The sequence below is a fragment of the Streptomyces sp. NPDC058864 genome, from assembly GCF_042742985.1.
Classification (GTDB): domain Bacteria; phylum Actinomycetota; class Actinomycetes; order Streptomycetales; family Streptomycetaceae; genus Actinacidiphila.
The window spans coordinates 326,395-347,238 of the sequence record NZ_JBHYMQ010000001.1 but is presented as its reverse complement, the minus strand read 5'-3'; the positions used below and the strand labels follow the sequence as shown (position 1 = coordinate 347,238).

The window sequence follows — 20,844 nt, the reverse complement described above, 5'->3', positions numbered from 1 at the left end:
GGGCGTCAGCTGACCTTGATCTGGTTGTAGACGGGGACGCTGAAGGGGTTGAGGGCGACACCCGACAGCCGCTGCGACCAGCCCGCGCTGCCGTTCTGGTACCAGAGGGCGATCGCCGGGACCTGCTGCGGCAGGATGCGCTCGGCCTCCTGGAAGGTCTCGACGGCCTTGGCGGGGTCGCTCTCGGCGTTCGCCCGGTCGATCAGCCGGTCGAAGCGGGCGTTGCTGAAGTGCGCGTCGTTGGACGAGGCGTCGGTGTAGTACAGCGGCTGCAGGAAGTTCTGGATCAGCGGGTAGTCCATCTGCCAGCCGGCCCGGAAGGGGTTCTTCATCTGCTTGTTGACGATCTGGTTGCGGAAGTCGGCGAAGGTGCCGACGGGATCGCCGACGCAGGCGTCGTCCTTGCCCAGCGCGTTGTTGATGCTGTTGCAGACCGCGTCGACCCAGTCCCTGTGGGAGCCGCTGTCGGCGTTGTACGTGATCCTCATGGTGCCGCCGGGGAGACCGCCGCCCTCCTTGACCAGTTGCCTGGCCCGGGCGGGGTCGTAGTCGCAGACCGGACCGCAGAGGGTGTCGTCGAAGCCGCCGTCCGCGCCGAGCACGGGTGAGGTCCAGTCCCGCGCCGGGATGCGGGTGCCCTGGAAGATCTGCCGGGTGATCTGCTTGCGGTTGATCGCCATGGAGATGCCCTGGCGGAGCTTCTCGGAGTTCCTGCCCGACCAGTCCTTGTCGTAGAGGGGGAAGGCGAGGGTCTGGATGATGCCGGCCGGGGTGTTGAGGTAACGGCCGTTCAGATCGTCCCGCACGTTCTTCAGCTGGGCGGCGGGGACGTCGTCGACCAGGTCGAGGTTGCCGGCCTGCAGGTCGGTGTAGGCGGTGTTGTTGTCCGTGTAGACCTTCAGGTCCACACCGCCGTTGACGGCCGCGTCGGTGCCCTCGTACCCGTCCCACGCGCGCAGCTGCATGCCCTGGCCCCTGGTGTAGGACTCCACGCGGTACGGGCCGTTGCCGACCGGCTTCCTCAGCCAGGCGGCGTGGTCGGTGAAGAAGGCCCGCGGCAGGGGCATGAAGGCGGCGTAGCCGAGGGTGTCGGGCCAGGTCGAGAACTTCTGGTTGAGCTTGACGGTGAAGTTCAGGTCGTCCTGCCTGGTCAGGCCGGAGAGCTTCGAGGCGGCCGGTTTCCCGGACTCCGGATGGACCTTGTCGTAGCCCTCGACGTACCGGAAGAAGGACGCGTTGATCTGCTTGTTCGTCACCAGCGCCGCGTAGTTCCAGGCGTCGATGAACGAATCGGCGGTGACCTTCTCGCCGTTGCCGAAGGTCCAGCCGTCCTTGATCCTGATCTTGAAGGTCCGCTGGTCCGTGCTCGTGATCGAGTCGGCGATGACGTCCTCGGCGGCCGCCGTCCTCGGGTTGTACCTCTTGAGGCCCCGGAAGATCATGTCCAGCACCTTGCCGCCCTGAACCTCATTGGTGTTGGCGGGCTCCAGCGGATTCTGCGGATCCGTCCACGAGGCGCTGAGCACTCCGGAGCCGCCGGTCCCGCCGCCCCCGTCCCCACCCCCGCAGCCCGTCGCCACCAGGGCGGCCACGGCCGTGCCGGCGGCCCACCTAGCCGCGCTCCGTCGCATCGGATGCCTCCTCGGGGAGCTCTACGCCATGAACGACACGAGACTCACCATGACATCGCATACCCGGACATATTGCACAGCGGCTCACCGGCCCGGGGCGACCCCGAGGGGGACAGAGGGTTTTCCCTATGCACCGGTCCGTCAACGAGGGTTATCCCGATAGTCGGGTTAAATTTCGACCAAAAAAATAAAGGATCCATCACGACGAACCGGTGCTCGTTGACGCGGCCATAATTCGGTTGCGAAAGTCCCATCAACCCTGCAAGCCCGGCCGGAATACGCACGACCTGCGCAGACGGCCGGGTGCAAATGTTTCGGCCGTGCTACACGAGTATGTCAGAAGCAGCCGGGGAACAAAGTTCAATCTTGTTATTCGTTCGAAACGAACCGACTGAGAGTGTGAGCCGTGGGCCGTTACCTGCTGCGCCGACTGATCAACCACGTGGCGCTGGTTCTGATCGCGGCCTCCCTCACGTACTTTCTGGCGGCGATCAGCCTGAACCCGCGGGCCAACTTCGCCGGCCGCAACCCCCCGGTGGCGGCCTCCTCGGTGACGGCCACGCTGAACGACTACAACCTCAACCCCGACACCCCCGTCGTGGTCCGCTTCGGGCACTGGGCGAACGGCGTGGCCCACGGGGACCTCGGACGGACCGTCACCGGCGGTGAGGTCAACGACGAGTTCGGCCGGCGCGTCGGGGTGAGCACGCGCCTGCTGCTGATCGCCACCATCCTGGGCTCCATCGGCGGTGTCCTGCTGGGCGCCTGGGGGGCCATCAGGCAGTACCGGACGTCGGACCGGGTGACCACGCTGGCCTCCTTCTTCGTCCTGGCCATGCCGGTGTTCGTGATCGCGGTGACCTTCAAGCTCTGGGCGATCGACATCAACGACGCCGTCGGGCACAAGGTCATCGAGTACACGGGCGAGTACGATCCCGGCCTGACCGGGACGGGAGAGATCCTCGTCAGCCGGCTGCAGCACCTGCTGCTGCCGAGCCTGACCCTGATCGTCATCCAGGTGGCCCTCTACAGCCGCTACCAGCGCAGCACCATGCTGGACGTCCTCGGCAGCGACTTCCTGCGCACCGCCCGGGCCAAGGGCCTGTCGCGGCGGGCGGCGCTGATGAAGCACGGCCTGCGCACCGCGGTCCTGCCGGTGGTCCCGCTGCTGGTCTACAACGTGGTCCTGCTCTTCACCGGAGCCACCTTCACCGAGAAGATCTTCGGCTGGCACGGCATGGGCGAGTGGCTGGTCAACTCCATCAGCACCAACGACGTCAACGCGGTCGCCGCCGTCGGGATGTTCACGGCGTTCGTGGTGCTGATCGCCGGCCTGCTGTCCGATGTGCTCTACGCGGCGCTCGATCCCCGCGTACGGGTGCGCTGAGACCCACCGCACCCCTCCGCCGCCCCGATCCCGCGTTCCCAGGAGCCTCCACCCATGGCCGTCCAGACCCCCTCCGTACAGCCTCCCGCGCCGGCGCCCGCCGCGCCGGGTGACCAGCCCGCCCGGCGCCGCGCGAGCAGCCGGCTCCGGCTCACGGCCGTCCGCTTCGCACGCAACCGCATGGCCCTGTTCGGGCTGGTCATGCTGGTCCTGCTCTTCCTGATGGCCTACGTCTCACCGCTGTTCTACAAGTGGGACTACACCGAGCTCGACTTCACCGCCTTCCAGAAGCCACCCTCGGGCGAGCACTGGTTCGGCACCGACCAGACGGGCTCCGACCTCTTCGCGCTCACCGCGCGCGGTATGCAGAAGTCGCTGGTCATCGGCATCCTGACCGGCCTCATCTGCACGTTCGTCGCCGCCGCGGTCGGCGCCAGCGCGGGCTACTTCGGCGGGTGGACGGACCGTTCCCTGATGTGGGTGGTCGACCTGCTGCTGGTGATGCCCAGCTTCCTGATCATCGCGGTGCTCTCACCCCTGTTCCAGGGCACGACCTGGCTGCTGTTCGTGGTGCTGCTGGCGGCGTTCAGCTGGATGATCACCGGGCGGGTGGTCCGCAGCATGACGCTCACCCTCAAGGACCGCGAATTCGTCAAGGCCGCCAAGTACATGGGCGTGCCCGCACCGGTCATCATCTTCCGGCACATCCTGCCGTCGATGGCCTCGATGCTGATCATCGACGGGACGATCCAGGTCGGCGCCGCAATCATCGGCGAGACCAGCCTGTCGTACTTCGGCTTCGGCGTGCAGTCCCCCGACGTCTCCCTGGGCACGGTCATCGCCACCGGCACTCCGGCGGCCCCCTCCTTCCCGTGGCTGTTCTACTTCCCCGCCGGCTGCCTGGTGCTGATCTGCCTTTCCATCGCCTTCATCGGCGACGGCCTGCGCGACGCACTCGACCCCAACTCCAGCGGCGCCAAGGCCCGCGCCCCCCGCACCTCCAAGAGCACCGCCAAGAGCACCACCAAGGAAGGACGCACGTCGTGAGCGAGACGCCCCCCGCCCTTGAGGTCACCGACCTCCACGTCTCCTTCCCGAGCGAGGCCGGGCCGGTCAGGGCCGTGCGCGGCGTGTCCTTCTCGGTGCGTCCCGGCGAGGTCCTCGGCATCGTCGGCGAGTCCGGCTCCGGCAAGTCCGTCTCCTCCCTCGCGGTCCTCGGGCTGCTCCCGGAGACCGCGGACATCAAGGGCTCGGTCAAGCTGCACGGCCGCGAGCTGCTGGAGCTGGACGACCGGGACATGACGGAGATCCGCGGCAAGGACATCGCGATGGTCTTCCAGGACCCGCTGTCTGCGCTGACCCCGGTCTACTCGGTCGGCGACCAGATCGTCGAGGCGCTGCGGATCCACCAGGACCTCGACAAGGACGCCGCCCGCAAGCGCGCCATCGAGCTGCTGGACCTGGTCGGCATCCCGGACCCGGCGCGCCGCGCCGACGCCTTCCCGCACGAGTTCTCCGGCGGCATGCGCCAGCGCGCGATGATCGCCATGGCGATCGCCAACGACCCCGAGGTGATCATCGCCGACGAGCCGACCACCGCCCTGGACGTGACCATCCAGGCGCAGATCCTGGAAGTCCTGAAGAAGGCCCAGGAGGTCACCGGCGCCGCCATCGTCATGATCACCCACGACCTGGGCGTGGTGGCCGGCTTCGCCGACCGGGTCCAGGTGATGTACGCGGGCCGCCCGGTGGAGACCGGGACCGTGGACGACGTCTACTACTCCCCGCGCATGCCGTACACCATCGGCCTGCTCGGCTCGATCCCCCGGCTCGACGACGGCGGGCGCCACGCGCTGACCCCGATCGACGGCAACCCGCCGTCGCTGGTGGACCTGCCGACCGGCTGCCCCTTCGCGGCCCGCTGCCCCATCGCGACCGACCTGTGCCGGCGCGTCGAACCCGAACTGACGGTGCGCGAGGGGGGCAGCCACCCCACGGCCTGCCACCGCAGCCACGAGCTGGTGCCGGGGGGCTCCCTGGACCCCGCGACCATCTACCCGGTGCCGCCGCTGCCCGAGGCCCCCGCCGATTCCGTGCCCCGCGACCACCGCGCCCCGGTGCTGGAGGTGGACGGCCTGGTCAAGCACTTCCCGCTGCTCTACGGCGCGGTCATCAAGCGCAAGGTGGGCGAGGTCCGCGCGGTCGACGGCATCAGCTTCGACATCCGGGAGGGCGAGACCCTCGGTCTGGTGGGCGAGTCGGGCTGCGGCAAGACGACCACGCTGCTGGAGATCCTCGACCTCCCCTCCGGACAGTCCGGCACGGTCACCGTCTTCGGCAAGGACATCCGGGGGCTGAAGGGCGCCGAGCGCAAGGCGCTCCGCCGCGACCTGCAGGTGGTCTTCCAGGACCCGATGGCCGCGCTCGACCCTCGGATGCCGGTCGGCGACATCCTCGCCGAGCCCCTCAAGACCCACGGCTGGTCCCGGGACCGGATCGCCGCCCGGGTACCGGAACTGCTGGGCCAGGTAGGCCTCGACCCGGACCACGTGGACCGCTTCCCCGCGGAGTTCTCCGGCGGTCAGCGGCAGCGCATCAGCATCGCGCGGGCACTGGCGCTGGAGCCCAAGCTGGTCGTCCTGGACGAGCCGGTCTCGGCCCTGGACGTCTCCATCCAGGCCGGTGTGCTCAACCTGCTGGACGAGCTCAAGGCGCGCATGAACCTGAGCTACCTCTTCGTGGCGCACGACCTGTCGGTCGTACGGCACATCGCCGACCGGATCGCCGTGATGTACCTCGGCCGGATCGTCGAACTCGGCTCCGCCGAGGCCGTCTTCGAGGCGCCCTCCCACCCGTACACCCAGGCGCTGCTCTCCGCCGTGCCGCTGCCCGACCCCCGCAAGGAGCGCGAACGCAGGCGCATCCTGCTCACCGGCGACCTTCCCAGCCCCGCGGACGTACCCACCGGGTGCCGATTCCGCAACCGCTGCCCGAAGTTCGCCTCCCTGGACGAGTCCGACCGCGGCCGGTGCCGCGAGGAGGACCCGGCACCGACCGGACTGGCGGGCGACCACACCGCGGCCTGCCACTTCGCCGCCGCCGTCACCGTCGTGTGATTTCCCACCCCGCAAGAGGAGAGAGAGTCCGTTGAACAGAACACGTATGTCCGTCGCCGTGGTGGCGCTGGCCACGGCGAGCGCGCTGACCCTGACCGCGTGCGGCGGCGGGGACGGGAAGAGCGACGCCGCGTCCAAGAAGAACTCGGTGCCCAAGTCCAGCGCCAACAACATCAAGGCCACCGACCGCGACAAGCTCAAGCAGGGCGGCACCCTGAACTGGCCGATCGGTGAGATCGCCGAGAACTTCAACTACAACCAGATCGACGGCACCCTCGCCGACGGCTACGACGTCGAGCGCGCCGTGATGCCGATCATCATGATGTCGGACGCCGCCGGCACGGTCAGCCCGAACCCGGACTACCTGAGCTCGGCGGAGGCCTCCGACAGCTCCGGCAAGCAGGTCGTCACGTACAAGATCAACCCGAAGGCCAAGTGGTCGGACGGCACCCCGCTGTCCTGGAAGGACTTCGAGGCCAGCTGGAAGGCGCTGAACGGCAAGGACGCCAAGTACAAGATCTCCTCCAGCACCGGCTACGAGCTGATCAGCGGCGTCGCCAAGGGCGCGAACGACCAGGAGGTGGTGGTCACCTTCTCCAGCCCGTTCGGTGACTGGAAGAGCCTGTTCAGCCCGCTGTACCCGGCCAAGGTCATCGGCACCGCCGACGGCTTCAACACCGGCTACCTGGGCAAGATCCCGGTCACCGCGGGCGCCTTCAAGTTCCAGGCCATCGACAAGACCACCAAGACCCTGACCGTCGTGCGCGACGACAGCTGGTGGGGCAACAAGGCCATCCTGGACAAGATCATCTACCGGGCCCTGGACTCGGACGCGCAGGCGGGCGCCTTCGCCAACGGCGAGATCGGCTTCTTCAACGTCGGCCCCGACTCGGCCGCCTACAAGCAGGCCAAGGAGGTCAAGGGCGCCGACATCCGCAAGGCGGCCGGCCCCAACTACCGCCACGTCACCTTCAACGGCGCCCGCGGCCCGCTGAAGGACGTCAAGGTCCGCCAGGCGATCATGTCCGCCCTGAACCGGCAGGCCATCGCCGAGTCCGACCTGCAGGGCCTGGACTGGGACCCGAAGCCCCTGAACAACCACTTCTTCGTCACCAACCAGAAGGGCTACAAGGACAACTCCGCCGGCATCGGCGTCTTCGACCAGGCCAAGGCCAAGAGCCTGCTGGACGAGGCCGGCTGGAAGCAGGGCGGCGAGTTCCGCACCAAGGGCGGCAAGACCCTGGAGCTGGACTTCGTCATCCCGGCGAACGTCAGCACCTCCGCCAACGAGGGCAAGCTGATGCAGCCGATGCTCAAGGCGGTCGGCATCAAGCTGAACATCAAGTCGGTTCCGCTGCAGGAGTTCTTCGACAAGTACGTCAACACCGGCAGCTTCGACCTGACCGCCTTCTCCTGGCTGGGCACGCCCTTCCCGGTGTCGTCGACCAAGTCGATCTACGCCAAGCCCGTCGGTGACAACATCCAGCAGAACTACACCGGCGTCGGCAGCGACGAGCTGGACGCGGCCATGAACAAGGCCGCCGCGGCCACCGACCCGGCCCAGGCGATCACCGACGCCAACGCCTCGGACCTGCTGATCTGGCAGCAGGCCAACCTGCTTCCGCTGTACCAGCGTCCCGACATCTACGCGGTGCAGAAGAACCTGGTCAACATCGGCGCCTTCGGCTTCCAGGACCTGCGCTACGAGAACATCGGCTACCTGAAGTAGGCCGCGCCGGCTCCCGGCACCCCGTCCGCCTCGTCGCCACCCGGTGACGGGGCGGACCCCTTTATTTCCATGGCCGGAGCGGCCGTCGCCGTGGGACCGTCGACCGCACCGCACGCACCGGCCCTCCGGCAGGACAGGATCCCCCGCCCATGCTCGCCAACTCGCTGCCCTACGCCCATGTCTTCGCCCACTTCGGGGTGGCGCAGGGCGACCGCCCCGCCCACTCGCTCCACCCGCACTCACCGGTCTTCCGCTGCCGCGTGGGCGGTACGGAGGCGGTGCTGAAGAAGGCCGCCTCGCCGGAGCCCGCGGCGGCGGCCCTCGCCGACTGGACGCGCGCCCTGGCGGCGCGGGACGTACCGGTGGTGACCCCGCTCGACGGGCCCGCCGTGAACCCGGCCCGGATAGGCGAGGAGGCGTGGGTGGCCTATCCCTGGGTGGAGGGCCGGCCCTACTCCGGCACGGACGCGGACATCGAGGCGGCGGGCGACCTGCTGGGACGGCTGCACGCGCACAGCGCCGACGGCCCCGCCGGCGTCCCGGCCTTCACCTGGCCGGACCACGAACCGGCGGACCTCGAGGCCGAACTCGACGCGCTGCGCCCCGCCCTGGACCGTCACGCCCCGGCGGTCCGGGAGGCCGCGACGGCCCGGCTGGAGCGGTGGTCCCGGACGCTGATGACGCAGCTGATGCCCGCCCTGCGCGACGGGGGCCTGCCCCATGTCGTCGCGTCCATGGACTTCAAGGCGAACAACCTGGTCTACGCCGACGGCGGACCGGTGCTCGTCGACCCGGAGAACGCCGAGTACGCGCCCCGGCTGCTCGACCTCGCACTGGCGCTGCTGCTCTTCCACACCGAGTCGCCGGCCGCCCCGCCGCGGCTGTTCACGCCCGGCGAATGGGCCGCCTTCCAGGGCGCCTACCGCCGCCACTGCGCGCTAACCGCGGACGAGGTGGCGCTGTGGCCGGTCGCCGTGCGCTACATGCAGGTCGAGTGGGGCATCTGGACGCTCCTGGACGCCACCGAGAACGACGACTGGGCCGACCCGCACCAGGGCGCCTTCCTCACCGCACTCGCCCTCGCCGGACCGGACGGCCGTCCCGTAGGGCCGTGAACGCCCGAGGGGCGCCCGCGTGCTGTTCGCGCGGGCGCCCCTCGTGGGTGGTGCGGGTGGTGCTCAGTTCACCGCGTGGACGACGTCCTTCTCCTCGGCGAAGTGGCACGCCGACTCGTGCGCGGCCGGGGTGTCGTCACCCTGGAAGCGCTGCGGGATCGCCAGCAGCGGCTCCTCGGTGGCGCACCGGTCCTGCGCCTTCCAGCAGCGGGTGCGGAAGCGGCAGCCGGACGGCGGGTTGGCCGGCGACGGGACGTCACCGGTCAGGATGATGCGCTCGCGGTGCTCGCGCGCCTCCGGGTCCGGCACCGGCACCGCCGACAGCAGGGCCTGGGTGTACGGGTGGGTCGGGTGGTCGTAGATCTCGGTGTCGGTACCGATCTCGGCCATCTTGCCCAGGTACATCACGCCGACGCGGTCGGAGATGTGGCGGACGATCGACAGGTCGTGCGCGATGAAGATGTAGGAGAGGTTGAACTCGTCCTGCAGCTTCTCCATCAGGTTGATGACCTGCGCCTGCACGGAGACGTCCAGCGCCGAGACCGGCTCGTCGCAGATGATGATCTCCGGGTTGAGCGCCAGGCCGCGGGCGATGCCGATGCGCTGCCGCTGGCCGCCGGAGAACTGGTGCGGGTACCGGTTGATGTACTCCGGGTTCAGGCCGACGACGTCCAGCAGCTCCTGCACCTTGCGGCGCCGGTCGCCCTTCGGGGCCACCTCGGGGTGGATGTCGTAGGTCTCGCCGATGATGTCGCCGACCGTCATGCGCGGGTTCAGCGAGGTGTACGGGTCCTGGAACACCATCTGGATGTTCCGGCGCACGGCCTTCAGGGCGCGGCGGGACAGCTTGGTGATGTCCTGCCCCTTGTAGAAGACCTCGCCGGCGGTGGCCCGCTCCAGGTTCATCAGCAGCTTGGCGACGGTGGACTTGCCGCAGCCGGACTCGCCCACGATGCCCAGGGTCTCGCCCTGGTACAGGTCGAAGGAGATCCCGTCGACCGCCTTGACGGCGCCGATCTGCTTCTTGAAGAGGATGCCCTGGGTCAGCGGGAAGTGCTTGACCAGGTTGCGCACCTGGAGGATCGGCTCGCCGCGCTCGACCGGCTTGGCGATCGCGGCCTCCACCGCCGCCACCTCGTCGGAGACGGCCTCGTCGTTCTTGGTGACGTCAGCCATGGATCGTCTCCTTCCAGAAGTGGCACGCGCTGCCGCGGCCCGGCAGCTCGCTGCCGTCCTGCTCGGTCACCCGGTGCAGCGTGGGGACCTCGGTGCGGCAGATGTCCTGCGCCATCTCGCAGCGCGGGTTGAAGGCGCAGCCGGTGGGGATGCGCAGCAGGTTCGGGGGCAGGCCCTTGATCGCGTAGAGCTCCTGGCCCTTCTGGTCCAGGCGCGGGATCGACTCCAGCAGGCCCTTGGTGTACGGGTGCGCCGGGCGCTTGTAGATCTCGTGCACGGGCGCGGTCTCGACGATCCGGCCCGCGTACATCACGGCGATCTTGTCCGCGACGTCGGCGACCACGCCGAGGTCGTGGGTGATCAGGATGAGGCCCATGTTGTACTCGCGCTGCAGGTCCGCGAGCAGGTCCATGACCTGCGCCTGCACCGTCACGTCGAGCGCGGTGGTCGGCTCGTCGGCGATGATCAGCTCCGGCTCCAGGGCGAGCGCCATCGCGATCATGATGCGCTGGCGCATACCGCCGGAGAACTGGTGCGGGTAGTCGTTGACCCGCTCCTTCGCCGCCGGGATGCGGACCCGGTCCATCATCTCGATGGCCTTGGCCTTGGCTTCCTTCTTGGACAGGCCCTGGTGGACCCGGAACATCTCGCCCAGCTGGTAGCCGACGGTGAGCACCGGGTTCAGCGAGGACAGCGCGTCCTGGAAGATCATCGCGATCTTGCGGCCGCGGATCTTCCGGCGCTCCTCGTTGGACATCTTGAGCATGTCCCGGCCCTGGAAGAGGATCTCGCCCTGCGGGATCTTTCCGGGCGGCATGTCGAGGATGCCCATGATCGCCTGCGCGGTGACGGACTTGCCGGAGCCGGACTCACCCAGCACCGCCAGGGTCTCACCGGCCGACACCGTGTAGTTCACGCCGTTGACGGCCTTGGCGACGCCGTCCCGGGTGTGGAACTCCACGTGCAGGTCGCGCACTTCCAGCAGCGGAGCGGCGGCGTCCCCGGTACGGGGCGCGGGCACGTCCGCGTTCTTGTCGATGATGGTCACGTACGCCTCCCTCAGCGCAGCTTGGGGTCGAGGGCGTTGCGGACCGCATCGCCGAGCATGATGAACGCCAGGACCGTGATGCTCAGCATGATCGACGGGTACAGCATGATGTGCTGAGCCGTACGGATCTGCGCGGCACCACCGGAGATGTCCTGGCCCCAGGAGACCACGGACGTGGGCAGGCCGAGGCCGAGGTAGGACAGGGTCGCCTCGGCCGAGATGTAGCCGCCGAGCGCGATGGTGGCGACCACGATCACCGGGGCGACGGCGTTCGGAAGGATGTGCTTCATCAGGATCCGGGTCGTGCTCGCGCCCAGCGCCTGGGCCGCGTGCACGTAGTCGGCCTGCTTGATCGTGATCACCGAACCGCGCATGACGCGGGCGATCTGCGTCCAGCCGAGGAAGGCCAGCGCACCCGACACCACCCAGACGGTGCGGTCCGTGAAGGAGTTCAGGACGACCAGCGTGCCGAGCAGGAAGGGGACCGCGAAGAAGATGTCGGTGAGCCGGGACAGGACCGTGTCGACCCAGCCGCCGAAGTAGCCGGCGATCATGCCGACAAGGCCGCCCAGCGCGGTGACCAGGACGGTCACGCTGATCCCGACCGTGATCGAGGCCCGGGTCCCGTAGATCACACGGGCGAAGACGCTGCGGCCCTGCCCGTCGTAACCGAGCCACCCCGCGGAGAAGACCTTCCCGTACTCGGGCTTGCCCAGGTAGTGGTTCCGCAGGTCGGCGTAGGTCGGCGAGGCGCTGGTGAACAGGCCCGGGAAGACCGCGATCACCAGGAGGAGCAGGATCAGGATGCCGGAGACCACGAAGTAGGGGTTGCGGCGCAGGTCCCGCCAGGCGTCGCCCCACAGGCTGCGCGCCTTCTCCGCCTGGGGCGCGGGCCCGGTGGCGGCAGCGGCGTCCGCGGCCGTGGCGGCCATCGGGTCCGCGTTCTCGACGGCGGTCTTGGTGACGTCAGGCATAACGGATCCTCGGGTCCAGGACCGCGTAGAGCAGGTCGACGAGCAGGCTGGTGAAGAGGAACACCAGCACGAGGACGGTGACGAGGCCGACCAGCGTCGTCCCCTCACGGCGCAGGATGGACTCGTAGATCGTGCCGCCGACACCGTGGATGTTGAACAGGCCCTCGGTGACGACCGCCCCGCCCATCAGGGCGCCGATGTCGGTGCCGAGGAAGGTGACGACGGGGATCATCGAGTTGCGCATCAGGTGCACACCGATCACGCGGCGCCGGGGCAGGCCCTTGGCGACGGCGGTCCGCATGTAGTCGGCGCGCAGGTTCTCGGCTATGGAGGTACGGGTCAGGCGCGCCACGTACGCCAGCGAGAGGGCGGCCAGCACGATGGCGGGCATCAGCAACTGGCTGTAATTGGTGTCGTCCTGGACGTTCGGCGTCATAAATGTGAAAGGCGCGCCGAAGGCGAAGACCAGCTTGAAGATGAAGCCGAGGACGAAGACCGGGACCGAGATCAGCAGCAGGGTGAAGATCAGCACCATCGAGTCGGCGAGCTTGCCCGCCCGCATGCCGGCCCAGACACCGAGGGCGATGCCCACGACCAGTTCGATCGCGAAGGCGAGCGAGGCGAGCCGGATCGTCACCGGGAAGGCCTCGCCGAGTACATCACGCACCGGCCGACCGCTGGCAATCTGGTTGCCGAAGTCGAAGTGCAGGATGATGCCCGTCATGTAATCCCAGTACTGCTTCAGGATCGGCTGGTCGAGCCCAAGGTCGTGACGGATCCGCGCCACGGTCGCCGGATCCGCGCCCTTGTCACCGAAGAGCGCCCTTACGGGGTCGCCGGGAAGGGCGTAGACCATGAGAAAGATGAGCAGAGTCGTCCCGATGAAAACCGGGATCATCTGGAGCAGTCGCCGCGCGACGTAACGCCCCATCGTGCCTCCATGTCAGTCGCTGTGGCAGCAGAGATGGGCCCTTCCCCCGTCCTCCTCTTCGGGAAGACGGGAGAAGGGCCCCCCAGCCGTTGCCTGCACCCTGCGCGTCCGACGTCTCCGTCAGTCCCGCGCCGGCGTGCTCACTACGCGATGGTTACTTCTTGACCTCGACGCCGGTGAGGATCGGGTCACCGTTCTGGGCGTACTGGACGTTCGAGACGTTCTCCGAGTAGCCGGCGTTGACCTTGTAGTACCAGAGCGGGATGGCGGGCATGAGCTCGACCATCTTCTTCTCGGCTTCCTGGTAGTCCTTCACCGAGTCGTCGAGCGTGGCCGCGGTGTCGGCCTTCTTGATCAGCGCGTCCAGCTCCTTGTTGGAGAAGCCGGACTGGTTGCCCGCCGAGGTGGTGCCGTACAGGTCACGGATGAAGTTGGCGTTCACGGGGTAGTCGAGCACCCAGCCACTGCGGTAGATCGACTTGACCTCGTGGGCCTCGCGGGCGTCCAGGTCGCTCTGGAAGTCGGCCTTGGAGTCGCCGGAGCACTTGATGCCGGTCGCGTTGGTGATGCTGTTGCAGACGGCCTCCACCCACTCCTTGTGGCCACCGTCGGCGTTGTACTGGATGGAGATCTTGTTGCCGGGGACGCCGCCGCCGGCCTTGATGAGCTCCTTGGCCTTCGCGGGGTCGTACTTGAAGACGTCGCCGCCCACGTTGTCCTGGTAGCCGAGCACGCCCTTGGCGACGAAGCCGGTGGCGGGCTCACGGGTGCCCTGGAGAACGGTCTTGGTGATGGTGTCGCGGTCGATCGCCATCGACAGACCCTGGATGACCTTGGGGTCGACGTTCTTCCACTGCTTGGAGTAGAAGGCCGGGACGATGGACTGGATGGCGGAGTACGCCTGGTCCACGGCGCGGTCGCCGAGGTCGTCGCGGTAGACCGGGAGGTCCTTCGGCGCGATCTGACGCAGGACGTCGACGTTGCCGGACTTCAGGTCCTCGTACGCAGCCTCGAGGCCGGTGTAGTTCTTGAAGATCACACCGCCGTTCTTCGCCTTGTCCGGGCCCTTGTAGCCGTCGAAGCGCTTGACCTCGATCTGCTTCTTGTGGTCCCACTTGACGAACTGGTACGGGCCGTTGCCGACCGGGTTCTCGCCCGCGGCCTTCGGGTCCTTGTAGAAGGACTCCGGCAGCGGCGAGAACACCTCGTAACCGAGCTTGTACACGAAGTACGGGATCGGGGTGGTGAGCTCGATGGTGAAGGTCTTGTCGTCGACGACCTTCAGGCCGGACATGGCGTCGGCCTTCGGCTTCGCACCCTCCTTCTCGGGGTGGACGTCCGCGAAGCCCTTGATGTCGGAGAACCACGACGCGTTGGTCTGGGCGTTGTTGATGTTGGCGGCCCAGTTCCACGCCTTGACGTAGGACTCGGCGGTCACCGGGGTGCCGTCGTGGAAGGTCCAGCCGTCCTTCAGGGTGACCGTGTAGGTCTTGTTGTCCTTGGTGTCCACCGACTTGGCGTTCACCATGACGATGTTGCCCTTGGGGTCGTAGTCCACGAGCTGCGCGAACAGCGAGCGGACGACGATGCTGCCGTTGGACTCCATGGTGTTGGCAGGCTGCAGGGGGTTCTGCGGCTCGCCGACCTCGACGGAGAACTTGCCGTTGGGGTTGACGCCGCCAGCGTCGTTCTTGCTGCCCTTGTCACCACCGCCGCCACCGCAAGCGGTAGCAGCCATAGCGACGATGATCGCACCTGCGACCCAAGTGGCGCTCTTGGCACCGCGCATGGGTTTGCCTCCTCAGGAGTCACTGTTCTTACGTGAAAGGGCCGGCCTCACTGACACCCCTGACAGCGATTCCGGTCACCTGTGCTCGTGAGTCGGCGCTCCCCATAAGCGCTTGGACCCATTGACCCGAGCTCAACGGCTCCAACTATCGGTCACGTTGGGCCTACGAACCACACACTTACGATCTCGTTTTGGTCACAACCGGTCCAAAACAATCCCGCAATTCGGACATTTAGATTGTAGACAGACACCGACGAAACGGACTTGTAACACAAGTACCGGTGAACGCCGTCCGGTATCCGGACGTCGCCGGACTGAAATCCGGTTGCCCGCAAAGCGCGTAGATTCCACGCGAATGTACGTGCCTGACGGCCCGCCAGGGAACGAGCTGTCGCGCCCGCGCCACTGGCGCAACCGCGACACATCGGCACCCTCGGAGCCCGGTCGCACGCAACGGGCACCACCGCGGTGAGTTCGGTCACAGCGCACCCCCGGAAGGGTCCTCGATGTGACCGGCCTCACGGAAAACAGCACCCGCGCACGCCGGGATCGACCCGGATGTCCCGCGATGTCGTGCCTGCGCCACGGCCGGCCGGAAGGCGGCCGCGAAACAGCGCGGCCGTCCCCGTGGGGCCGGGGACGGCCGGGCCGGTGTCTCCATCGCCGAGGACCCGGTCCGCGCCGTCGGCGCGGACCGGGCGGGCCTCAGCGCTTGGCGCGGGACGCGGTGCGGCCGCGCTCCTTCTGGTCCAGGACGACCTTGCGGATGCGGACGGTCTCCGGGGTCACCTCGACGCACTCGTCGTCGCGGCAGAACTCCAGCGACTGCTCCAGGGAGAGCTTGCGCGGCGGGACGATCGCCTCGAACGAGTCGGCCGACGAGGACCGCATGTTCGTGAGCTTCTTCTCCTTGGTGATGTTGACGTCCATGTCGTCGGAGCGGGAGTTCTCGCCGACGATCATGCCCTCGTACACCTCGGTGCCCGGGTCGGTGAACAGCACACCGCGCTCCTGGAGGTTCGTCATCGCGAAGGCGGTGACGGCACCGGCGCGGTCGGCGACCAGGGAGCCGTTGTTGCGGGTCACCAGCTGGCCGAACCACGGCTCGTGGCCCTCGTGGATCGAGTGGGCGATGCCCGTGCCGCGCGTTCCGGTCAGGAACTCGGTACGGAAGCCGATCAGACCGCGGGAGGGGACGACGAACTCCATGCGGACCCAGCCGGAGCCGTGGTTGGACATGTTGTCCATCCGGCCCTTGCGGGTGCCCATGAGCTGCGTCACGGCGCCCATGTGCTCCTCGGGCACGTCGATGGTGATGCGCTCGACCGGCTCGTGGACCTTGCCGTCGACCTCGCGGGTGACCACCTGCGGCTTGCCGACGGTCAGCTCGAAGCCCTCACGGCGCATCTGCTCGACCAGGATGGCGAGCGCGAGCTCACCGCGGCCCTGGACCTCCCAGGCGTCCGGACGCTCGGTGTCCAGCACCCGGAGGGAGACGTTGCCGATCAGCTCGCGGTCGAGACGGTCCTTGACCTGGCGTGCGGTGACCTTGCGGTCCTTGACCGCGGACTTGACGGCGCCCTTGCCGCCGGGGCCGCGACCGACCAGCGGGGAGGTGTTGGTGCCGATGGTCATGGAGATCGCGGGCTCGTCCACCGTGATCAGCGGCAGCGCGACCGGGTTCTCCGGGTCGGCCAAGGTCTCGCCGATGGTGATGTCCGGGATGCCCGCGACGGCGCAGATGTCACCGGGGCCGGCCTTCTCGGCGGGCTTGCGGGTGAGCGCCTCGGTCATCAGCAGCTCGGTGATGCGGACGTTCGCGATCGAGCCGTCGCGCTTGATCCACGCGACCGTCTGGCCCTTCTTGAGCTCGCCCTGCTCGACGCGGAGCAGCGCGATACGGCCCAGGAAGTTGTCGGCGTCCAGGTTGGTGACGTGCGCCTGCAGCGGGGCGGTCTCGTCGTACACCGGGGCCGGGACGTGCTCCAGCAGCGTGGAGAAGAAGGGCTCCAGGCTGTCGCTGTCCGCGGGGACGGTGCCGTTCTCCGGCTTGGTCAGCGAGGCCACGCCGTCACGCGCGCAGGCGTAGACGATCGGGAACTCGATCTGGTCCTCGTCGGCGTCCAGGTCCAGGAACAGGTCGTACGTCTCGTTGACGACCTCGTCGATCCGGGAGTCCGGGCGGTCGGTCTTGTTGATGCAGAGGATGACCGGCAGCTTCGCGGACAGCGCCTTGCGCAGCACGAAGCGGGTCTGCGGCAGCGGGCCCTCGGAGGCGTCCACCAGCAGCACGACCGCGTCGACCATCGACAGACCGCGCTCGACCTCACCGCCGAAGTCGGCGTGGCCGGGGGTGTCGATGATGTTGATCGTGATGGGGTCGCCGCCACCCTTGGGGTGGTACTTCACGGCCGTGTTCTTCGCGAGAATGGTGATGCCCTTCTCGCGCTCCAGGTCGTTGGAGTCCATCATCCGGTCGTCCAGATGCTGGTGCGCGGCGAAGGCTCCCGCCTGCTTGAGCATGGCGTCGACCAGCGTCGTCTTCCCGTGGTCGACGTGGGCGACGATGGCGACATTACGGATGTCGTTGCGGGTGGGCATACTGCGGCGCTTCTCCCGGGTTGGTGGGTGTGGCGGCATACCCTCGTCGGCACACCTGCCGCCGGGCGAGTCGAGCCACGGCCTCACCCCATGGTACGGGGCCCGGGCGGCAAGGACCGCCCGGGCATGATCGTCCGCTCATCGGTCAGGGCCGGACGGCCCGCGCCGCGGGCCCGCACGCCAGCCGGGCCGCCTCGCGCGCCAGGGACTGTGAAGCCCCCGCCCCGGCGCCGCTGTCCGGGCCGTCGACGGGCTCGTCGCAGTCCAGCAGGCCCTCCCCCTCCATCGTCCAGCCCCGCGCGTGGCCCGCCGTGGTCCGCCCGTCGTGACAGATGTGGCGGAAGTCGGCCTCGACGGCCCGCACCTCCGTCCACCGCACAAAACGTCCGGCGCCGAGCACGTCCGTCAGGTTCGCGTCCGCGTACCCGTCGCGGCGGCCGGTGTCCGCGAAGGCCAGGTCAGCGGGCTCGTCGCCGGGCTGCGCCTCCCCGATCCGCAGGGCGAGGGAGAACAGCACGTCCCGCGAGGAGAGCGCGGGCCCGTCGGCCGTGACGGAGGTCACAGGCGTGGCCAGCCGCCGTATCGGATTGCGCAGGGCGCCCCCGCCTCTTCGCTCCGCCTCCGGCGCGGCCAGCCCGGTCAGCCGCCGCGGCCGCTCGATGTTGAACCACTCGTAGGTGCCGTCCGCGCAGGCCCGCTCCACGGTGACGGCGTCCCTCGGCGCCCGCTCCTTCACGTCCTCCGTGTGCGCGGCGGTGCACGCGGCCGAGGCCGCGACGACCAGCGTCGCGACCCCGGCCTTGATCCAGCGCTCCATGGCGCTCCCCCGTTCCCCGTTGTCCCCTTGTGCGGTGCGGTCGGGGCAAGCGTTCCCGCGGTGCGAGGGGCGCGCACGGCGCTTGAGCGACTTCTGAGGCTGCCGCTCCCCTACTTCCTGAAGCCGATGTCCTGGAAGCGCGGCGTCGCGAAACCAAAGGCGCCCGCGTTGAGGACGTCCTTGCGCAGGGCGACCAGCTCGGGGCGCTGGTAGAGGGGGATGGAGCCGGCGGCCGCCCAGATGCGGGCGTCGGCGCGGGCGGCGAAGTCGCGGGCCTTGTCGGGGTCGAGCTCGCCGGCGGCCTGGTCGAAGAGCTGGTCGATGAGGTCGGTGCCGACCCGCGGGTAGTTCTGCGCGACGACCAGGGAGCCGTCCGGCGCGGGCTCGGGCTTGGCGAAGATCGGCCGGGTGTCGGTCGCCGGGAAGGGGGTGCCGGGCCAGCCGTAGAGGGCGAGGTCGAAGTCGCCGGCGGCGACGTGGTCGCGGAAGAAGCTGTCGTCGGCGACCCGCTGCAGCTCGGTGCGGACGCCGATGCCCGAGAGCATGGTGGCGATGCGGTCGCCGACCGCGTTCAGGGTCGTCGAGGACTTGGGGAGGACGAAGCGCAGTGTCAGCGCCTTGCCGTTCTTGCGGAGCACCGTCTTGGCCGGTTCGACGACGCTGACCTCGACCTTGCGCGCGGGCGCCGCCTGGTTGCGCTCCGCGGCCCCGGCACCGCTGCCGGCGGCCGCCCCGGGCCCGGGGTCGAGGGCGGTGCGCTGCCAGCCCGCGGCGGCGAGCAGGGCGCGGGCGGCCTTCGTGTCGGAGGTGCCCAGGGCGGAACTGTGGTCGGCGTACCCGGCCTGGGTGAGCAGCAGCAGGTGGTTGCCGAGCGGTTCGTCGGGCAGGCCGAGCGGCCCCAGCACCGCCTTGGCGATGGCCCGGCGGTCCACGGCGCGGGCCACTGCGTGCCGCACCTCGTCGTCGGCGAGCGGCCCGGTGGACCCGTTGAGCGCGAGCTGCGTGTAGGAGGCGGCGCGCGTCCGGTAGACGGCCACCTGCTTGCCGGTCACGTCGCGGTCGACCTCCGCCACGTCCAGCGCGCCGGAGGCCAGGTCGGCCGCCCGCTGGTGCGCGGGCGTGGCGGTGAGGACCAGCTGGGACAGCTTGGCGCGGTCGCCCCACCACTTGGTGTTGCGGACCAGCGTCACGGACTTGCCGCTCACGCTGCCGACCGCGAAGGGCCCGCCGGCCACCGGCAGCGCGCGGCGCGCCCCCTCGTTGAAGGCCTTGGCGGTGCCGGTGACGGCCTTGGGGTAGAGCGGGGTGAACAGCGACTGCCAGTCCGCGTACCGCTTCTTGAAGGTGACCTTCACCTCGTGCGCGTCCTTGCCGGCCGTGACGGAGGAGATCCGCTCGTACCCGGCGTTGCGCGCGGTCCAGTACGCGTCGTCGGTGCCGCGCAGCGCCTTCCACTGGGCGGCGAAGTCGGCGGCGCCGATCGGGCGGCCGTCGCTCCACACCGCCTTGGGGTCGAGCTTGTACGACACGACCTGCTGGGGCTCGCTGCGCACCACCTTCGCCGACCGCAGCAGATCGGTGTCCATCTGCGGGCGGCCCTTGCCGTCCAGCCGGAAGGCGGCCGGCAGCGTGGCCCCGGCGACCAGGGAGGTGGTCTCGTTCGCCCCGGCCTGGAACGCGTTGAGGGTGCCAGGGGCCGCGTCCACGGCCCAGCGCAGGGTGCCTCCGTCACGTACCCCGGCCCGGGGCGCGGAGGCGAGGTCGGTCCCGGCGAGGGGGTCGTCCTTGCCGGCGGAGCACCCGGCGGAGGCGGCGACAGCGGCGGCGAGTGCCACGGCGGTCGCGGAGCGGATCAAGGTGGCGCTGCGGGCCATGCGTGCGTACCTCCGCGAGGGAGCCGTGATCACGGGGCGGTCTATTTGCCGCTTATCGCACCTACTGAAAGCCATTCCGCGACCCGGACGCCCTCGACACGTCGCGCGCCCCCGACCTCCCACCCACCCGGCGCAACGCCTCCGCGCGCTCCTGCCGCCGTGGACCGGACACCGCCCCGCACGGGTGCGCGGCCTTCGGGGGAATCACGCGCCACGGCGCGTTCGCACCGGGCGCGCGCCACCCGTAGGTGGGAGAATCCCTGCAGATCCCTTCCCAAGCGCGACTGTGACGCGCGACACTCGCTTGGCGCCAGCGTCGTGCACCCACAACGTGGCGGAGGTGAGGACAGCCATGTCCCTGCAGGACGAACTTGCATCGGTACAACGCCGGCTGGATGAACTGGGCCGGGCCGTGTCCAAGCTGGAGCAGCACGTCGGCGACAGCCTGGACATGAGGCGCGTGCGTGCCGACACCAAGCACCTCAGCGACGACCTCGCGCTGCTGCGCGACAGCGTCGGCACCACCCCGGCCGGGCAGAAGCCGCGGCAGGAGATGGTGACGATCCCGGATACGCCGTACGACACCAGTCTCTGGTCCGGCGCGGAAGACGAAGGGCTGGGGGCGCCGGACCGCCGAGCGCCCTAGGGAGTAGTCC

General features: G+C 69.0%; 15 protein-coding genes. 6 read left to right on the top strand and 9 right to left on the bottom strand.

Annotated features, from left to right (window positions below):
* Positions 1-5: 5 nt before the first annotated feature.
* On the bottom strand, positions 6-1,631 hold the full coding sequence (locus ACFW3D_RS01595) for a peptide ABC transporter substrate-binding protein (protein ID WP_500500115.1): 1,626 nt from the start codon (positions 1,629-1,631) through the stop codon (positions 6-8).
* A 406-nt stretch (positions 1,632-2,037) separates the two neighbouring features.
* Here ACFW3D_RS01595 and ACFW3D_RS01590 point away from each other — a divergent pair, with 406 nt between their 5' ends.
* The 5 genes from ACFW3D_RS01590 (at position 2,038) to ACFW3D_RS01570 (ending at position 8,978) form a co-directional block, all read left to right on the top strand.
* Positions 2,038-3,018, top strand: coding sequence for an ABC transporter permease (locus ACFW3D_RS01590; RefSeq protein ID WP_500500113.1), 981 nt, complete (start codon positions 2,038-2,040; stop codon positions 3,016-3,018).
* Between the two features lie 54 nt (positions 3,019-3,072).
* Positions 3,073-4,065: an ABC transporter permease gene (locus ACFW3D_RS01585; protein ID WP_500500111.1), complete on the top strand. Its 993-nt coding sequence runs from the start codon at positions 3,073-3,075 to the stop codon at positions 4,063-4,065.
* Complete coding sequence (locus ACFW3D_RS01580; protein ID WP_500500109.1) at positions 4,062-6,134, top strand: ABC transporter ATP-binding protein; 2,073 nt, start codon at positions 4,062-4,064, stop codon at positions 6,132-6,134. The genes ACFW3D_RS01585 and ACFW3D_RS01580 overlap by 4 nt, the downstream gene beginning before the upstream one ends.
* Positions 6,135-6,165: 31 nt before the next feature.
* Complete coding sequence (locus tag ACFW3D_RS01575; protein WP_500500106.1) at positions 6,166-7,863, top strand: ABC transporter family substrate-binding protein; 1,698 nt, start codon at positions 6,166-6,168, stop codon at positions 7,861-7,863.
* A gap of 149 nt (positions 7,864-8,012) precedes the next feature.
* A complete protein-coding gene (locus ACFW3D_RS01570; protein WP_500500104.1) occupies positions 8,013-8,978 on the top strand; it encodes a phosphotransferase enzyme family protein in 966 nt (321 codons plus the stop codon).
* A 63-nt stretch (positions 8,979-9,041) separates the two neighbouring features.
* Here ACFW3D_RS01570 and ACFW3D_RS01565 read toward each other — a convergent pair whose 3' ends face one another.
* From ACFW3D_RS01565 to ACFW3D_RS01530, 8 genes are all read right to left on the bottom strand, one after another.
* A complete protein-coding gene (locus ACFW3D_RS01565) occupies positions 9,042-10,154 on the bottom strand; it encodes an ABC transporter ATP-binding protein (RefSeq protein WP_500500101.1) in 1,113 nt (370 codons plus the stop codon).
* Positions 10,147-11,202, bottom strand: coding sequence for an ABC transporter ATP-binding protein (locus ACFW3D_RS01560; protein WP_500500099.1), 1,056 nt, complete (start codon positions 11,200-11,202; stop codon positions 10,147-10,149). The genes ACFW3D_RS01565 and ACFW3D_RS01560 overlap by 8 nt, the downstream gene beginning before the upstream one ends.
* An 11-nt stretch (positions 11,203-11,213) precedes the next feature.
* On the bottom strand, positions 11,214-12,176 hold the full coding sequence (locus tag ACFW3D_RS01555; RefSeq protein ID WP_500500096.1) for an ABC transporter permease: 963 nt from the start codon (positions 12,174-12,176) through the stop codon (positions 11,214-11,216).
* A complete protein-coding gene (locus tag ACFW3D_RS01550) occupies positions 12,169-13,107 on the bottom strand; it encodes an ABC transporter permease (RefSeq protein WP_500500093.1) in 939 nt (312 codons plus the stop codon). Before ACFW3D_RS01550 ends, ACFW3D_RS01555 begins: the two co-directional genes overlap by 8 nt.
* A 154-nt stretch (positions 13,108-13,261) precedes the next feature.
* Complete coding sequence (locus tag ACFW3D_RS01545) at positions 13,262-14,896, bottom strand: peptide ABC transporter substrate-binding protein (RefSeq protein ID WP_500500091.1); 1,635 nt, start codon at positions 14,894-14,896, stop codon at positions 13,262-13,264.
* A 705-nt stretch (positions 14,897-15,601) separates the two neighbouring features.
* A complete protein-coding gene (gene typA / locus ACFW3D_RS01540) occupies positions 15,602-17,497 on the bottom strand; it encodes a translational GTPase TypA (protein WP_500500089.1) in 1,896 nt (631 codons plus the stop codon).
* A gap of 145 nt (positions 17,498-17,642) precedes the next feature.
* Positions 17,643-18,314, bottom strand: a complete 672-nt coding sequence (locus ACFW3D_RS01535) for a hypothetical protein (protein ID WP_500500087.1) — start codon at positions 18,312-18,314, stop codon at positions 17,643-17,645.
* A gap of 110 nt (positions 18,315-18,424) precedes the next feature.
* A complete protein-coding gene (locus ACFW3D_RS01530) occupies positions 18,425-20,188 on the bottom strand; it encodes an ABC transporter family substrate-binding protein (RefSeq protein WP_500500084.1) in 1,764 nt (587 codons plus the stop codon).
* Positions 20,189-20,540: 352 nt separating this feature from the next.
* On the opposite strand from ACFW3D_RS01530, the gene ACFW3D_RS01525 reads away from it, so the two are divergent.
* The gene (locus ACFW3D_RS01525) at positions 20,541-20,834 is read left to right on the top strand and encodes an Rv0250c family protein (protein ID WP_500500083.1); all 294 of its coding nucleotides are present in this window, start codon (positions 20,541-20,543) and stop codon (positions 20,832-20,834) included.
* The last annotated feature ends 10 nt before the right edge of the window (positions 20,835-20,844 follow it).

What these genes read in the sequence shown, in the direction of transcription:
- ACFW3D_RS01595 (WP_500500115.1), bottom strand. Translation starts at nt 1,631, where the DNA reads ATGCGACGGAGCGCGGCTAGGTGGGCCGCCGGCACGGCCGTGGCCGCC.
- ACFW3D_RS01585 (WP_500500111.1), top strand. Translation starts at nt 3,073, where the DNA reads ATGGCCGTCCAGACCCCCTCCGTACAGCCTCCCGCGCCGGCGCCCGCC.
- ACFW3D_RS01570 (WP_500500104.1), top strand. Translation starts at nt 8,013, where the DNA reads ATGCTCGCCAACTCGCTGCCCTACGCCCATGTCTTCGCCCACTTCGGG.
- ACFW3D_RS01565 (WP_500500101.1), bottom strand. Translation starts at nt 10,154, where the DNA reads ATGGCTGACGTCACCAAGAACGACGAGGCCGTCTCCGACGAGGTGGCG.
- ACFW3D_RS01555 (WP_500500096.1), bottom strand. Translation starts at nt 12,176, where the DNA reads ATGCCTGACGTCACCAAGACCGCCGTCGAGAACGCGGACCCGATGGCC.
- ACFW3D_RS01550 (WP_500500093.1), bottom strand. Translation starts at nt 13,107, where the DNA reads ATGGGGCGTTACGTCGCGCGGCGACTGCTCCAGATGATCCCGGTTTTC.
- ACFW3D_RS01545 (WP_500500091.1), bottom strand. Translation starts at nt 14,896, where the DNA reads ATGCGCGGTGCCAAGAGCGCCACTTGGGTCGCAGGTGCGATCATCGTC.
- typA (WP_500500089.1), bottom strand. Translation starts at nt 17,497, where the DNA reads ATGCCCACCCGCAACGACATCCGTAATGTCGCCATCGTCGCCCACGTC.
- ACFW3D_RS01535 (WP_500500087.1), bottom strand. Translation starts at nt 18,314, where the DNA reads ATGGAGCGCTGGATCAAGGCCGGGGTCGCGACGCTGGTCGTCGCGGCC.
- ACFW3D_RS01530 (WP_500500084.1), bottom strand. Translation starts at nt 20,188, where the DNA reads ATGGCCCGCAGCGCCACCTTGATCCGCTCCGCGACCGCCGTGGCACTC.
- ACFW3D_RS01525 (WP_500500083.1), top strand. Translation starts at nt 20,541, where the DNA reads ATGTCCCTGCAGGACGAACTTGCATCGGTACAACGCCGGCTGGATGAA.